Annotated in this window: 13 protein-coding genes; 6 read left to right on the forward strand and 7 right to left on the reverse strand. The window is 49.7% G+C overall.

Annotated features, from left to right (window positions below; all coding sequences use genetic code 11):
- Positions 1 to 370: 370 nt before the first annotated feature.
- The 7 genes from BN1044_RS15765 to BN1044_RS15795 all read right to left on the reverse strand — a co-directional run bounded on the left by BN1044_RS15765 (position 371) and on the right by BN1044_RS15795 (position 8683).
- Positions 371 to 1366: a bile acid:sodium symporter family protein gene (locus BN1044_RS15765; protein WP_072309491.1), complete on the reverse strand. Its 996-nt coding sequence runs from the start codon at positions 1364 to 1366 to the stop codon at positions 371 to 373.
- A 172-nt stretch (positions 1367 to 1538) separates the two neighbouring features.
- On the reverse strand, positions 1539 to 2582 hold the full coding sequence (locus BN1044_RS15770; protein ID WP_072309492.1) for an oxidoreductase: 1044 nt from the start codon (positions 2580 to 2582) through the stop codon (positions 1539 to 1541).
- 276 nt (positions 2583 to 2858) lie between these two features.
- A complete protein-coding gene (gene dctP / locus BN1044_RS15775; protein WP_072309493.1) occupies positions 2859 to 3896 on the reverse strand; it encodes a TRAP transporter substrate-binding protein DctP in 1038 nt (345 codons plus the stop codon).
- Positions 3897 to 3955: 59 nt separating this feature from the next.
- Positions 3956 to 4897 (reverse strand): arabinose operon transcriptional regulator AraC, encoded by a 942-nt coding sequence (araC, locus tag BN1044_RS15780; protein WP_072309494.1) that lies wholly within the window; start codon positions 4895 to 4897, stop codon positions 3956 to 3958.
- 176 nt (positions 4898 to 5073) lie between these two features.
- Positions 5074 to 6069 (reverse strand): L-arabinose ABC transporter permease AraH, encoded by a 996-nt coding sequence (gene araH / locus BN1044_RS15785; RefSeq protein WP_072309495.1) that lies wholly within the window; start codon positions 6067 to 6069, stop codon positions 5074 to 5076.
- 19 nt (positions 6070 to 6088) lie between these two features.
- Complete coding sequence (gene araG / locus BN1044_RS15790; RefSeq protein WP_072309496.1) at positions 6089 to 7609, reverse strand: L-arabinose ABC transporter ATP-binding protein AraG; 1521 nt, start codon at positions 7607 to 7609, stop codon at positions 6089 to 6091.
- A 93-nt stretch (positions 7610 to 7702) separates the two neighbouring features.
- Entirely contained in the window at positions 7703 to 8683 is a 981-nt protein-coding gene (locus tag BN1044_RS15795) for an arabinose ABC transporter substrate-binding protein (RefSeq protein WP_025801034.1), read from the reverse strand.
- A gap of 397 nt (positions 8684 to 9080) precedes the next feature.
- On the opposite strand from BN1044_RS15795, the gene BN1044_RS15800 reads away from it, so the two are divergent.
- From BN1044_RS15800 to BN1044_RS15825, 6 genes are all read left to right on the forward strand, one after another.
- Complete coding sequence (locus BN1044_RS15800; RefSeq protein ID WP_072309497.1) at positions 9081 to 10757, forward strand: ribulokinase; 1677 nt, start codon at positions 9081 to 9083, stop codon at positions 10755 to 10757.
- 26 nt (positions 10758 to 10783) lie between these two features.
- Positions 10784 to 12286 (forward strand): L-arabinose isomerase, encoded by a 1503-nt coding sequence (araA, locus tag BN1044_RS15805; RefSeq protein ID WP_072309498.1) that lies wholly within the window; start codon positions 10784 to 10786, stop codon positions 12284 to 12286.
- Positions 12287 to 12637: 351 nt separating this feature from the next.
- Complete coding sequence (gene ydgT / locus BN1044_RS15810; RefSeq protein WP_072309499.1) at positions 12638 to 12853, forward strand: transcription modulator YdgT; 216 nt, start codon at positions 12638 to 12640, stop codon at positions 12851 to 12853.
- A gap of 243 nt (positions 12854 to 13096) precedes the next feature.
- Entirely contained in the window at positions 13097 to 13984 is an 888-nt protein-coding gene (yedA, locus tag BN1044_RS15815) for a drug/metabolite exporter YedA (RefSeq protein WP_072309500.1), read from the forward strand.
- A gap of 153 nt (positions 13985 to 14137) precedes the next feature.
- Positions 14138 to 15865, forward strand: coding sequence for a formate--tetrahydrofolate ligase (locus BN1044_RS15820; RefSeq protein WP_072309501.1), 1728 nt, complete (start codon positions 14138 to 14140; stop codon positions 15863 to 15865).
- A 192-nt stretch (positions 15866 to 16057) separates the two neighbouring features.
- The gene (locus BN1044_RS15825; RefSeq protein WP_072309618.1) at positions 16058 to 16489 is read left to right on the forward strand and encodes a DUF2569 domain-containing protein; all 432 of its coding nucleotides are present in this window, start codon (positions 16058 to 16060) and stop codon (positions 16487 to 16489) included.
- Positions 16490 to 16586: the final 97 nt, after the last annotated feature.

Below are 16586 nucleotides of genomic sequence, written 5' to 3' on the forward strand. Positions count from 1 at the left end.
CGAAGACATAAACAAATAAAATCTTTTGAATTTGATTTTGACCTTCTCCGGCACGTTGTTTTTCAGCCGAATAGAGGAATGCAGGCTAGGATTCGCCGACAGGGACGTCGGCGAAAGAACGGAGGAGCCAGGATGGAGATTGCCGTTCGTTCCGTTAAAGCCGGAATGACGATATGAGGGAACCTGCGAAGCAGGCTGAAGAACGGTGCCAAGCCGGGTTGTTAGGGGGCGGCGATTGGCCCCCTAACACGGACGCCCGCACGGTTTAAATGTGGAGTTCAGTGTTTTAGGCGGACGTAATCTCACACAACCCCGACATACTCCCAATAGGCGGACGTAACCTCATACAATCCATACATGCTCACGCCCCCTATTCCTCCACCCGCCCCTCAGCCACCTTCTTCCCTCGATTCACATATCTTTGCGCCAAAACCGCACATACCATCAGCTGGATTTGGTGGAAAATCATCAATGGCAAAACCATCATACCCACCGCGGAGGCTGGGAAAAGTACGTTTGCCATCGGGATCCCGTTCGCCAAGCTCTTTTTAGAGCCACAAAATACAATAGTGATTTCATCTGCGGTGTTAAACCCTAGCCAACGAGCAGCAAAGGTGTTAATGACCAGCACAATCGCTAGCAGCACGGTGGAGAAGACAACGATAGACAGCAGCGACCAGACGTCAATCTGGTGCCAAATTCCTTCAATAACGGCTGCGCTGAATGCGGTATAGACCACTAACAAAATCGAAGATCGGTCAGTGATATTAATCAGCTTACGGTGACGTTCGACCCATTTGGCAATGAGAGGACGAGATAAATGCCCCACCACAAACGGAACCATCAGCTGTAGGATAATTGCGCCAATTGCGTGCAGCGTATCGGTTTCACCACCCTGCGTATGCATCAACAGTCCCACCAGCAGTGGCGAAAGGAACACGCCAAGAATGCTAGACGCCGATGCGCTACAAATTGCGGCGGCGACGTTTCCCCCCGCCATTGAGGTATAAGCAATCGCCGACTGAACGGTTGCAGGCAATGCGCATAAATAAAGGAAACCAAGGTAGAGCGCAGGGCTCAAAAGATTAGGCACCACCACGTTGAGCGCTAACCCTAGTAGAGGGAAAAGCGCAAAGGTGCTGAGAAAGACGACTAAATGCAGCTTCCAATGACCCATGCCAGAAACAATGGCTTCACGTGAAAGTTTGGCGCCGTGCATAAAAAACAGCAACGCAATCGCCGCAGTGGTGAGATGTTCAAAGATCGTTTTGTAAATCCCTTCACAAGGGAATAACGACGCCAGAATCACCACGCAAATCAGAACCAGTAAAAACTTATCAATACGCAAACGTTGCAGCCAAGACATAACTCAACATCCCTTACCAAAAATGTGCATGTACATAAGGTTTAATGAAAAAACAAAGCCTTCTTTCTATGATTCAATGAATATACGAAAGAAGGCTAATCTGAGACTACTCGCTATTACATCAACAAAAGGTATCAGCAAGCTGTATCAACGTAGAGATAACAGCACCACACTAAGCAGGTATCGGCAACGCTCTTTGCTGTAACGAAGACTCTTGCCCCAATTCCAGCAGCTCCATTACGGTTATCGCCTCGCAAGCTGGTACGGGATTATCACCGTCACCGTTAATCGCATCACGAATACCGGCATAATACGCCGGATAGTTGCCCGGAATAGTCAGCAACGACTGCTCTGCCATAATGTCGTCTTGCACCAGCGTTAACACGCCATCACGCATGTCATAACCCCAATCCGTCTGCGGTGGGCGCTCACCGGCCTTCAAGCGATCCTCTTGTGGATCTAATCCATGTTTGATGTAGCTGCCTTTCGTGCCATGAACCACATAACGCGGCGTTTCAGCGGCCGTAACCATGCTGCCGTGCAAAATGACGCGCTTATCGGAGTAATACAAAATGGCGTGAAAATAGTCTGTGGTTTGCGAGTTTGGCCGCATCGCTGCCAGATCCGCCAACAGTCTTTGAGGTTTGCCAAACAGCTGCAAGGCTTGATCGAGCAAATGTGAGCCCAGATCAAACCAGATCCCACTGCCCGCGCCTACTTTTTCGCGCCAGCGGTCACGGACCTCCAGACGAAAACGATCGTAGTGTGATTCAAACTGCACCACATCACCCAGTGCGCCTTCCGCCAGTAGGTTTTTCACCGTAAGAAAATCACTGTCCCAGCGGCGGTTATGAAACACCGACAGCAGCCGCTTTTGCTGCTTAGCCAGCATATCTAACTCGCGTGCTTCCTGTAGATTTACCGTGAAAGGCTTATCCACCACCACATGTTTACCCGCCAGCAACGCCTGTTTCGCTAAAGGGTAATGCGTAATGTTAGGCGTTGGGATAACCACCATATCAATATTAGGATCGGTGAAAAGCTGCCCCGGTTCGCCAACCACCGTCATTCCTGGCCAATCAGCGCGTACTTTCTCAGCATCGCTGCTTGAAACCGCCGCTAATGTTAGACCCGGCGTACCAGCAATCAACGGTGCATGGAACGTTTTACCCGCAAAGCCATAACCGATAAGCCCAACACGAATTGAATCCGCCATACAAAACCTCGCTGCCCTAGCAATCAAAAAAGTAAGAGATGACCTTAGATCATCTTTTCAACTTATACATTGTTATCGAAATATTAAGATAGTGCTATTTGATAGCCTGTTTTAGGACGAGGAGCAAGGGGACTCCGTGCGATCTCGATTAGACGGGTAATTATTAGACAAGATCTCAACGCTGCAAGCGCCGCCTTGGCAGCACTCGCATCGAGAGCAAAATCATTGGTTCAATCTTTGGAGATTGTAGTTTGATGTGTGAAAGTCAGACAGAGGCTAACGTAGGGCTTGATTAACCATTTGAGTCACTTTCTGCAGCGTAGCTCCGGCGTTTTGAACCCCCGATTTTTCCTGCTCCTTCACCCAACTCTCCTGCACGTCCTGATACCGAGAGAGCGTTTTCCACTGCTGCAGTTCTTTGGCCTGAAGAATGCTCACGTTAGCCCCGGTTTTGCGCATCTCAGCAATCTGTGTGTCAAAAGCCTTATTCATAACTGAACCTTGCTTTTTATAGGCTATCTCTGCTGCGCGTTGGATCGCATCCTGATCTTGCTTCTCAAGCTCATTCCATGTGTCTTTATTTATGACTAACAGATAGATATGCCCTAACCATAGGTTTTTCGCTATCAGTATATTGGGCGCTGTTATGTGTGCATCAATCTCATAGCCACTGTCAACGTTAACCATGATGCCATCCAGCGCTCCGGATCGCAGCGCGTTACGCGTCTCATCTCCCCACGGCATTGTCACAGCCTTAGCACCTGCATGTGTTAAAAAAGCCTGATGCCAAAAACTGGCTGAGCGCCACGTTTCTCCTTTTACTTCCGTCAACGATGTCAATGGATGAGTGCTAAAGAAAGCAACCGGATAACCCGTGGCGAAATACAGATTTACCACGTTTTTTTGCTCGAGTTCTGCAGGGAAAGCGGGGACTTCAGCGTAGATATGACGGAAAAAACTAACTTGCCGATCGGCCGAAGGCCCAACGGGGAAACTTTTGAAAATCTGATGTAAAGGTAGCTGCTTCGCGGTGTATTCAGGCACGACGATGGCCATATCCGCACGCTTTCCCTGACCAACCAACGCCAGAGCCCCATAACCAGCAGCAAGTTCACCGCCCCAATGAGGCTCTATTTTCAAACGACCATGAGATTCTTTTTCAATGGCAGAGAAAAATACATCATTAATAAATTCGGTTCGCGTTCCACCCAACGCTTCGTGATCGCTGTATTTTAAGGTTTTCACTGCAAATGCCGTGCTTGGTAGCAGTGCGCCAGCGAGAACAACTGCCAGAAGTTTCTTAGCCAATTCCATTTGATATCTCATCTCCTATGATAAAAAACCCTTGATAAAAAAGTGACACCGTCACCAATCTACACTCTCAGCAAAGTACTCTGTCTTTCGCTCTGGCGGCGCTCTCCTGCGCTCATCGATGAGGAATCATTGACTTCATGATTACGACGACGGTAATCGCTCGGGCTAACGCCAACACGCTTGCGGAAAACGCGTGAAAAATAGAGCTGATCGTCGTAGCCCACCACGCGGCCAATTGTCGCAATAGGTTCTTGAGTCGTTTGCAGCAGCAGTTTAGCGCGAATAACCCGCTGATCTTCACGCCAACGCAGAATATTCACCCCCACCTGTTCACGGAAAAGATGAGCGAGGCGCGACGGTGATAAGCAAACGTGTTTCGCCACATCTTCGATACGCAGCTCATCGGCCAAATTACCGGTAATAAACTGGCAGGCTTCAATAATGCGTGCATCCATAATACGCTGTGGTGCCTGTGGGTCTTCTTCCATCGCGCGCAGCAACAAACGCTCAAGCAGGTTCATTGCCAGCTCTTCCGCAAAGCGGCGCCCGGATTTGTGTGTTTGTTCAATATTGGCAAATAGGCGATCAAACTCCAGTAGCGTATTTTCAGGCAATACCATGTGCCCCACGCCATTAACCTGACTATGCCACTCTAACCAATCAGCCCAGTAGGCGCGTGGACGAAAATAGACCCACCGGTGATACCAACAATCGCTTTCCGATGAGCGCCCATAAAAGTGGCTGGCTTTCGGTGGAAATAACAGCAACTCTCCCGGTTTGCTGTATAAAGTTTCTTCTCCCTCTTTGCCGCTAAAAATGCGGCCTTCACCTTTGATCGTCAAATTGAGGATATAGCCTTTCATGCCCTCAGGGCGATCAATAAAGAAGTCTAATGGGCCCTCGGCAATAATCGGCGTTAATCCTGCGACCAAATAAGCGTTAAAACTGTATCCCGGTAATAAAGGATTTGGTTGTGGGTCCTGCATTAAACGTTGATACATCGTCCCTCCCATCCATTAGTAAACCACCTAACCAGTTTACAGAGCAGCGAAAACGCTGCTCATAATTGCTGTAAAAATGTGAAGCAGATAAATAATTATCTATAATTTATACTTAACAATCAGGACTCATCCTATTTCAGCTCACGTTTTAGCCATAATTTTGTTCCCTCACGGGATTAGGCGAGCGTTTTCTTGGCGAGCTGTTTGTAGCGGTCAAAAATGACCGCTGCCAACAAGATAACCCCCCGCACCACGTACTGAGAGAATGGTGAAATATTCAGCAAATTCATCGCGTTTTCCACCGTTCCTAGAATCAGCACACCCGCGATGACATAAGATATCTTGCCAATTCCGCCTTTAAGCGATACGCCACCCAGCACGCAGGCCGAGATCACGATCAGCTCGTAGCCTATTGAGGTCATTGGCTGGCCGCTGGTCATACGTGACGCTAAAATGATCCCTGCCGCCGCCGATACCAACCCCGACAACACAAAGATAATAATTTTGGTGCGTACCACCGGAACCCCAGCCAAACGCGCGGCTTCTTCGTTACCGCCAATCGCTAAGGTATTTCGCCCAAAAGTGGTTTTATTTAGCAAGAAACCAAACAAAATAAAGCAGATAACGGTGATCCAAATCGGTGCCGGAAGCCCTAGCCAGTTGGCATAGCCCAATGCAAAAAAACGTTCGTCTTCGATACCGACCGCTTTGCCATCAGAAATAATGTAGGCCAAACCGCGTACAATCTGCATCGTGGCTAACGTGGTAATCAGCGCGTTGATCTTTAAACGAGCAATCACAAAACCGTTAACCAAGCCACACACGGCGCCCAGCAATAAACCAGCAAAGATGCCGATCCACAGGCTTTCAGTCATGTTAATGACAACAGCAGCAGTAACTCCCGCACAGGCAATAACCGAAGCAACTGACAGGTCAAAGTCACCTGATGCTAAGCAAAACAGCATCCCGCAGGCCACCATGCCCGACATTGAGATGGCTAGCCCAAGCCCCTTCATATTGATAAACGAGCCAAAATTAGGCACAAAAATCAAACAGGCGATAAACAGCGCGGCAAACACCACTAGCATGCCGTAACTATCCCAAATGCGGCTGAGGTTAAGCCCTCTTTTTCCTGATTTAACCGTCGCCGGCGTTGACGTGACACTCGACATAATTCTGCTCCTAGACTTTTCAGGCCGCATGAGAGGAAGTGGAGATACCGGGCATGGCGAGGGCCAACGCTTTGGCCTCGCTGGCGTTTTCACGCAGCAGCTCGCCAGAAACCGCGCCCTCACGCATAACAACAATGCGATCAGCAAGGCCGAGCACTTCAGGCAAATCACTCGAAGCAAACAACACGGCAATACCCTGCTCAGCCAGTTGGTAGATCACATGATAGATTTCGTGTTTAGCACCGACATCAATGCCGCGCGTTGGCTCGTCCAGTAAAATGACCTTCATATCTTCAGACAGCCAACGTCCCAAAATGGCTTTCTGCTGGTTGCCACCGGAGAGATTCATAATCAGTTGTTCTGGGCTTGGGGTTTTGATGTTTAGCGCACTGATACGCCGATCCGCATTCTTGACTTCCCACTGATGATTTATCAGGCAACCGGCGGTTAACGTATTGCGGCGTGCGCTGATGTTAATATTCTCTCGCACCGAGTGAACGGGAATAATGCCGTCTGCTTTGCGATCCTCGGGGCATAGCATCATGCCTTGGCGTATCGAATCTATCGGGCTGCGCACCTGCATATCACGCCCGTCCAACAGCACTTTTCCCTGTGTAATTTTGGTGCCACCAAACAGCGCTTTCATCAGTTCGCTGCGACCGGCACCCACTAACCCAAAGAGCCCAACAATTTCGCCTTGTTTCACCTGTAACGAAACAGGCTGCTTCACGCCCGGAGCCAATACCTGTTCAACCGCCAGACGAACCGGCCCATGTTCACGCGGCTGATAGCCATAGACATCACCCAAGTCGCGCCCCACCATGGCCTGAACTAGGGTCTCGTGATTGACCTGCTGCATATCGTCAAACGTTTTTACGTACTTGCCGTCTTTAAACACCGTAATGGCATCGCTCAATGCGAAGATCTCTTCCATACGATGCGACACATAGATAATGACGCGCCCTTCCGCGCGAAGTTCGCGGATTACTCGAAACAGCTGCTCGATTTCCCGCGACGACAGCGAACTGGTCGGCTCATCAAAAGCAATCACCTTGGCATTTCGTGCCAGCGCCTTAGCGATTTCAACCATCTGCCACTGGCCGATGGAGAGATATTTCAGCGGCGTTTGTGGATCAATATCCAAACCTAAGTGTTCAAGCTGTAATCGACTCTCATAATTGAGCAGAGAATTATTCACAAAGCCTTTTTTGGCCGGTAACTGGCCCAGATAAATGTTTTCAGCCACCGTCATCTCAGGCACCAAATGCAGCTCTTGATAAATAATGGCCACACCAGCATCCAGCGCATCGGTCGTTTTATTGAATTGAACCGGCTCACCTTTAAGCAAAATTTCACCCTGCGTCGGCGTATAGCTGCCGCTGAGAATTTTCAGCAACGTCGATTTGCCCGCGCCGTTTTCGCCCATCAGGGCATGGATTTGACCCGCTTGGCAGCGAAAACTGATGTCATCCAGCGCCTTCACCCCGGGAAATGTTTTCCCGATATGGCGGAATTCCAAATAGGGTACGTTGGAGGTCATAAACTCTCTCCTTACCAGCCTGCGGCTAAAGTCGTGAATTGATAGGATCTCGCCACTCAATGCGAGATCCGTTTCTCATTTAAACGAAGGCGGCTATAACCCTTTCTTTTTCAACTCTTCTTTAAAATTGTCACGCGTAATCAGCACCACATCTGTCACCGCCGTGAACTTGGCGGGCTCAACGTCTTTCGTCACCCAATCATTCAGCATCTGGATGCTTTTGTAGCCGTGGATATCGGGGCTTGGTAATAGAGAACCGTAGAAGCCCGTTGGGTTAGCTTTTGAAAGTTCGCTAACCGCATCCACGCCGTTGATACCAATACCAATCACGTTATCGGCTTTAAACCCTTGGCCTTCCGTTGCGCGCACGCCGCCAAGCACGGTGTTGTCATTCATGCCCACGATCAGCCAGTTTTTAACTTTCGGATACTGCACTAACATGGAGTTAGCCGCGTCAAACGCGCCGGGAATATCATTCGACTTGGTCGGTACTTTGTAGATTTGCTTTTCTGGGAAACCGGCTGCTTTTAAGGCATCCATTGAGCCAGTGGTACGGCGGCGCGCGGTATCCAGTTCATCCGCGGTAATCGCCATCACCCCAGTTTCGTCCACTTTCCAGCCGCGCTTGTTCATCTCTTTCCACAGCTCTTGCCCTTGGCGCGCGCCAATTTCACTGGCCGCCATCATCACCAATGGCACATTTTCCATCGGTTTACCTTTGGCATTGACAAACTGATCGTCGACCGCGATGACTTTTAAATCGTAGCTACGCGCCTTGGCGATAATCGCAGGGCCAAGTTTTGGGTCCGGCGTACAAATAACAAAACCTTTGGCGCCGCTTGCGGCAAGGCTATCAATGGCATTTAACGTTTTCTCGCCGTCAGGAACGGCAATTTTAATCACGTCGAATCCCAAATCTTTTCCAGCTTTATCGGCAAATGCCCATTCAGTTTGGAACCAAGGTTCTTCCGGTTGCTTAACCAAAAAACCGAGTTTCATGTTCTCGGCCATAGCCGATTGTGACATAACAGCAGCCAGTCCAATGGCAGCCAAAGCCTTAGTGAATTTATGCATATTTCTAACTCTCCAATTTCGTCATTCTTATGTAGCAGATTTGTCATACAGACCATGCTGTTTAACAACACAAAGCTAGGTGTACGAATTTAGGGGGTTTAGCGCAGTAGATGCCAAATGATGGGATATCACACTGCAATGTAAGGTCGTTGTATAAGACGGGCTAAGTTTTAGCGGCTAATTAAAGAACAAATAGAGAGCAAAATCACACCAGAAAAATACAGCCATTATGTGCATATATTTAGCAATTCAATAACAATCCAAACTTTTGATACTGCTCACACAAATGCATGCCATAGCTGAAAAATACATACTTGCAGCTAAGCCTTCCTCACACTAAAGGGGCTCTATTTCCTATGTTAGTTAGCAGTGAAATCTATATAACAGGAGATAGGGAATGCGCGTGAACCCCATTGCAATCGGGCTGGATTTTGGTAGTGACTCAGTGCGTTCGCTCGCCGTAGATTGTGTGACCGGGCAAGAGTTAGATACCGAGGTCGTCTACTATCCACGCTGGAAAGAAGGACTATTTTGCGATGCGCCCGCCAACCAATTTCGCCACCATCCGCTCGACTACATTGAATCGCTCGAACAGGCGATAAAAGCCGTGGTAGCAAGGATGAGTGCGGAACAACACGCTGCGGTGGTCGGGATCGGCGTCGATTCTACCGGCTCGACGCCAGCACCGATTAATGATGACGGCGATGTGCTCGCGTTACTGCCGGAGTTTGCCAATAACCCCAACGCGATGTTTGTATTGTGGAAAGACCATACCGCTATCGAAGAAGCCGAGGAGATCAACCAGCTATGCCGCAGCGGCACGTTCCCTGACTACACGCGCTATATCGGCGGCGTGTACTCGTCGGAGTGGTTTTGGGCGAAAATCCTACATATCAGCCGTCAAGATCGCGCGGTATGTCAATCAGCAGCATCTTGGATTGAGTTATGTGACTGGGTACCTGCGCTGTTGTGCGGTAAACAGCAGCCGCATCAGTTAAAACGTGGACGTTGCAGCACCGGACACAAAGCCCTTTGGCATCCCTCATGGGGAGGCGTTGCTCCACGCGAATTTCTTGAAGCGCTCGATCCCTGTCTTGGCGAAAAACTTCAACAGCCTCTGTTTAGTGAAACCTACACCGCAGATCTTCCGGTGGGGAAATTAAGCGATGAATGGGCACAGCGCTTAGGCCTCTCAACCGATGTAGTCCTTTCCGGCGGCGCATTTGACTGCCATATGGGTGCCGTTGGCGCGGGTGCGCAGCCGTATACGCTGGTGAAAGTGATTGGTACATCAACCTGCGACATTTTGATTGCCGATCAACAGTTAATCGGCGATCGCACCATTGCCGGAATTTGCGGGCAGGTCGATGGCAGCGTGATCCCAGGCTATGTCGGGCTAGAGGCCGGCCAGTCGGCGTTTGGCGATATGTACGCTTGGTTCAGCCGTTTATTAACGTGGCCGCTGCATCAAGTCGCCAAACAACACCCCGAGCTGGCCCCACAGTTAGAAAGCACCATCAAAAACTTATTACCGGCTCTCACCGAAGAGTGGGCCAAAGCCCCCCATCTTAATCACCTTCCTGTGGTTTTGGACTGGTTCAACGGCCGCCGCACGCCTTTTGCTAATCAGCGTCTGAAAGGCGTGATCGCCGATCTTAATTTAGGAACCGATGCGCCAGCCCTATTCGGCGGGTTTATTGCCGCAACGGCTTTTGGCGCACGCGCCATCATGGAGTGCTTTGAACATCAGGGCGTGCCGGTGGAAAACGTCCTGACGCTCGGAGGGATCGCGCGTAAATCACCGGTGATCATGCAGGTATGCTGCGATGTGATGAATCGCCCGGTGCAAATTGTTGCCTCCGATCAGTGCTGCGCATTGGGAGCCGCGATTTTTGCCGCCGTTGCCGCAGGCACCTACCCCGACATCGCCACCGCCCAGCAGAACATGGCCAGCCAAGTTGAACGTACGTTACAACCAAATCCAGAGCGAGTGGCGCGTTTCCAGCAGCTTTACGAACGTTATCAGCAGTGGTGTCAGAGCGCTGAGCCCTGCTACGCCGCCGTCAAACTTTAATCTCATTCAGAATTTACGGAGTCATCATGCAACAGTTCCAACAAAGCGAAGTCTGGTTCGTCATCGGCAGCCAGCATTTATACGGCCAACGTACATTACAGCAGGTCAAAGAGCAGGCTGAAAAAGTGGTCGCCCATCTGAATCAGAGCGGGTTGCCGGTCAAACTGGTGCAAAAACCGTTGGCGACGACGCCGGATGAAATCACGGCGCTATGCCGCGATGCAAACTATCAAGATAATTGTCTTGGCCTACTGGTTTGGCTACATACATTTTCGCCAGCGAAAATGTGGATCAACGGCCTCCGCCGCCTAGAGAAACCACTGCTGCAATTCCATACCCAGTTTAATGCCCAAATTCCGTGGGATAGCATGGATATGGACTTTATGAACCTCAATCAAACCGCACACGGGGGCCGAGAGTTCGGCTTTATCGGCGCGCGTATGCGTCAGCAGCACAGCGTTGTTGCCGGGCATTGGGAAGATCGACAGGCACAAGAAGGCATCGCACGTTGGATGCGCACGTGCGCTGCAAAACACGAAAGTCAGCATCTGAAAGTGGCACGTTTTGGCGATAATATGCGTGAGGTGGCGGTGACGGAAGGAAATAAAGTCAGCGCTCAAATTCAATTTGGCTATAGCGTGAATGGCTATGCGCTGGGTGATTTGGAACAGGTGGTCAACGAAGTTAGCCATGGCGACATCAGCGCGCTGGTGGAAGAGTATGAAGCCAGCTATATCCTGACCGACGCCGTGAAAAACGGCGGTGCAAAACGCGAAAATCTGCTGGATGCCGCACGCCTTGAATTAGGTATAGAACGCTTCCTTCAGCAAGGCGGTTTTCATGCCTTTACCACCACATTTGAAAACCTCTATGGGCTAAAACAACTGCCTGGCTTAGCCTGCCAACGATTGATGCAAAAAGGCTATGGCTTTGGTGCCGAGGGCGATTGGAAAACCGCCGCCCTGTTGCGCATCATGAAAGTGATGGCGGCGGGCCTACCAGGCGGTACGTCTTTCATGGAGGATTACACCTACAATTTCCAGCCTGGAAACGATCTGGTGGTGGGATCGCATATGCTGGAAGTCTGTCCGTCAATAGCCAAAGAAGAAAAGCCGCTGCTGGATGTTCAGCATCTCGGCATTGGCGGTAAAGCCGACCCTGCTCGCCTGCTGTTTTCAACCCCTGCGGGCGCAGCGCTGAATGCCAGCCTGATTGATTTGGGCGATCGTTTCCGCCTCTTGGTTAACTGCGTAGATACCGTTGAACAGCCACGTGATTTACCAAAACTGCCTGTTGCACGCGCCATCTGGAAAGCCCAGCCGTCGTTAGCCACCGCGGCTGAAGCATGGATTTTGGCCGGAGGCGCGCATCATACGGTATTTACCCAAGCGCTAGACGTTGAGTATTTGCGCTTATATGCAGAAATGCACAATATCGAGTTCTTACTCATTGATAATTCCACCACGCTTCCCGCCTTTAAAAATGAGATCCGCTGGAATGAAATGTATTACATGTTGAACCGTAAATAACTCATCACGCAATATAAAATGGCAGCACAGTGGTTATAACTGTGATTGCCATTTTTTATGGTCTCGCACAACGAAACCACGTGCAAACAGCAATCGTGAATATAAAAACACGCCACGCGAAATTGAGTACTTCATTTTGTTTGAAAGTATTTTACACTATTTAATTAGCCGAAAATTATCTTGAACCTGCCCGCCGTCGATATATTAGACAGGCGATCAGCGTGTTACTTGTTAAATTATAACCTTTTTTTAATTATGTAACACGTATCACTAATATTGTACTAGACAGATGGTTTTCACTACATATACTGGAAACTCTTCTGTTATCCTTCCTGTTGATGAACATATAAAATGAACGTAAATGATTATCTGCTAAAGTTCCGCAGAGTTAGCACACTGGAAAGCTTAGAAAAACTCTTTGATCATCTTAATTACTCTCTCATTGAGGATGAGGAAATTATTAATATGTATCGTGCTGCCGATCATCGCCGCGCAGAATTAGCCAGCGGCGGCCGCTTATATGATGTGGGCTGTGTGCCTAAAGAGATCTGGCGCTACGTTCAATAAAAATTATTAACCGCATTATATTGCCGTTGGCTATTCGTTTGAATGCGGTTTCACTTTAACGTTTGGTGCTAAAGTGAACGTATTTTTTGTTATCATCAGACAATAAACTTTATTGTCGTGGCCTTATAGCTAATTCCCTTTAAATTCATTTCATTAATAAGCAAAAAGCATGAGAAAAGAGTACTTACTCAGCCCATTTTAGCGTTTACTGGCTGCTTATTTTTGCCAAGGATAATGCTTACTATGCTCTCTCGTGCTGCCACCTTTCTCCCACTCATTGGCTCATTATTTGCCCTGTATATTATTTGGGGTTCTACTTACTTTGTCATTCGTCTTGGCGTGGAAAGTTGGCCACCATTAATGATGGCCGGCGTGCGGTTTCTCTGTGCTGGCCTAGTAATGCTTACGTTTCTCCGTCTACGCGGCCACAAAATGCCAAGCGGTCGTCCTCTATTAAACGCCGCCATCATCGGTATTTTGCTGCTGGCAGCCGGCAACGGCGCTGTGACCGTGGCTGAGCATCAAGATGTTCCCTCCGGGATTGCGGCGGTCATGGTGGCCACCGTTCCCCTTTTCACCCTGTGCTTTAGTCGAATGTACGGAATGCCAACGCGTTGGTTAGAGTGGCTGGGGATTGCAATTGGCCTGTGTGGCATTATTTTGCTCAACAGCGGCGGGCATTTAAGCGGCAATCCGTGGATGGCGCTGCTTATTTTAGCGGGTTCAATGACGTGGGCGTTCGGCTCAGTGTGGGGTTCTCGCGTTGAGTTACCGGCAGGCCTGATGGCTGGAGCCATTGAAATGCTCACCGCTGGGATAGTCTTACTTATCGCCAGCGCCATAGCCGGTGAACGTATGACGCAAATGCCAAGCCTACAGGGTATTTTGGCGGTAAGTTATCTGGCGGTTTTCGGCTCTCTGATCGCGATTAGCGCGTATATGTTTTTGATTCGTAACGTTCGCCCCGCCGTTGCCACCAGCTATGCCTACGTTAACCCGGTAGTCGCCGTGTTGTTAGGTACTGGTTTGGGCGGTGAAACGCTGTCGTCAACCGAATGGCTTGCGCTGTGTGTCATTATCGTCGCAGTTCTTCTGGTGACACTGGGCAAATATCTCCTGCCACAACATTGATTTCTCGCAGAGTAAACGTTTGCGTAGTGTGAAATATTACGCGCGAAAAATGCGTGTCGGACGGTATTCTTCATTGAGTGTACTGCCCGATAGCCTATAATCGTCGCCATTAACCTGTTTGCCTTTACCTGTTTTTGCAAGGATCACGACCCCATGACGTCCCTCCCCGAACAGATGCATGCTCCTCAGTTAAAACCTATCGCCCAGATCGCTGAACGACTGGGGATCCCATCGACACATTTGATCCCCTATGGCCACTACGCGGCCAAAATAGACATCAAGGCAATTAGACCCGAGCAAGGTACTGGCCAGTTAGTGTTGGTTTCCAGTATTACGCCAACGCCATTAGGTGAAGGTAAAACCGTCACCACTATCGGCTTAAGCCAAGGGCTGAACTTTATTGGCAAAAAAGCACTGGCGTGTATTCGTCAACCGAGCCTTGGCCCCGTGTTCGGGGTGAAAGGTGGTGCAGCCGGCGGCGGCGTGGCACAGGTCCTGCCCATGGAGCAGCTCAATCTGCATCTCACCGGCGATATTCATGCTATCACTGCGGCACATAATCTGGCTGCCGCCGCGCTGGATGCCCGTCTGTTCCATGAACAGCGCTTGGGCGAAAAGTTTACTGAACATACCGGATTAAAACGTCTGGATATCGACCCTGAACACGTTGTGTGGAAACGCGTGATTGACCATAACGATCGTGCGCTTCGCAGCATAGATATCGGCGTGGGCGGCGGTAACAATGGCGTTCCGCGTCATGACGGGTTTGATATCACCGCCGCGTCGGAGCTGATGGCCATCTTGGCGCTTTCAGAAAGTTTGGCCGATATGCGTCAGCGCATTGGGCGCATTATTTTGGCCTATACGTTACAGGGTCACGCCATTACCACCGAGGATCTGGAAGTGGCTGGCGCAATGACTGTATTAATGAAAGAAGCCATTCATCCAACGTTAATGCAAACCAGTGAAAACACGCCGGTGCTCATCCACGCAGGGCCATTTGCGAATATTGCCCACGGTAACTCTTCGGTTCTAGCCGATCGTCTTGCCCTACAGCTGGCAGATTATGTGGTGACCGAAGCCGGCTTTGGTTCCGATATGGGCATGGAGAAGTTCTTTAATATCAAATCTCGCCAGTCGGGTATCAAACCCTCTTGCGTTGTATTGGTTGCTACGCTGCGCAGTTTAAAAGCCAACAGCGGCAAGTTTAATATGAAACCGGGACAGTCTTTGCCGGAAGAAGTTAAGCATGCCAACCTACCTTTGCTGGTCGAAGGCGCGAGCAATTTAGCCTGGCATATCGGCAACGCGTCCCGTTATGGATTACCGGTCGTCGTGGCTATCAATCACTTCCCAGAAGACAGCGCGGAAGAGCTGGATTTCATTCGCCAATTCGCGATGGAACATGGTGCTTTCGGGGTTGAAATCAGCGATGCATTCTCTGCGGGCGGCAAAGGCACGGCCCAGCTAGCCGAATGTGTTACTGCGGCCTGCCGTACCGGCGGCGAAGTGTCATTACTTTATCCTGATGACATGTCTCTGGCGGATAAATTGCAGACGCTGGCAAAAAATGGCTACGGCGCATTACGAGCTGAATTAACCCCAGCGGCACAGGCCACATTGCAGCAGCTTGAGCTGGCTGGATTTGGTCACCTGCCACTGTGCATGGCAAAAACACCGCTCTCAATCAGTGCCGATCCGGCCCTAAAAAATGTGCCGCGTGATTTCATTCTGCCTGTCACCGATCTGAAAGTATCAGCTGGCGCCGGTTTTACTCGTGTTTATGCCGGAAACATTATGACCATGCCGGGGCTTAGCACCTTACCCGCCTACCGTCATATTGATATCGATAGCGCGGGAAATATCGTCGGACTGAGTTGATGAAATAATTAAGTTACGCCGTAACATTGAAGAAATTATCGTCATTTCGTGCATGCCGTGACCCGTTGACGGCTCGGCAGCACGATATCGATGATAGCGCTTCAATTAGCCTGTATGATGCGTAACGCTGAATTTGGGATTTAACGTGACGAGCTATGTTGAAAACAGGCTATGTCAAATGAAGGTAGCAATATGAAAACAAAACGGATTGGTGGCTGGCTGGTTGCGCCGCTGGCTTACATGATTGTCTCTTTGCTGTCGTCCAGTCTGATGCTGATTATCTTTTTGATGACGATCATACAGCCGGCCAGTCGCAGTCAGTTGCTTTCGCATAGCCCCACGTTTTCCAGCCAGTGGATGCTGTCGTTTGCTATCACCGTGATCGTCTGGGCCTTCACGCTGTTTAATCTGTATCTTTTTGGCAAACGCTCACGCCGCTTCCCTAAATTTTTCATTTTATGGCTGCTGGTGATGGTGCTTTTAGCGTTGAAATCCTTTGCGTTTTCTCCCGTTACCGACGCCTCGGCGGTACGTAATATGGTGATGCCGCTATTGGCTGCCGCTATTTTTGTTCCTTATATCAAGCGCTCAAGCCGCGTACGCGATACGTTTATTGAGCCGTAATTAGGCTGTTTTATCGGCGTTCAGTACTCCCTCATTCGAGTTAATTCGCAATAAATCGAATAACCTTGTACTTGATCTGTTGTCGTCCGGCGGCTAA

It is taken from the genome of Hafnia alvei (assembly GCF_900095695.1).
GTDB classification, from domain to species: domain Bacteria; phylum Pseudomonadota; class Gammaproteobacteria; order Enterobacterales; family Enterobacteriaceae; genus Hafnia; species Hafnia alvei_B.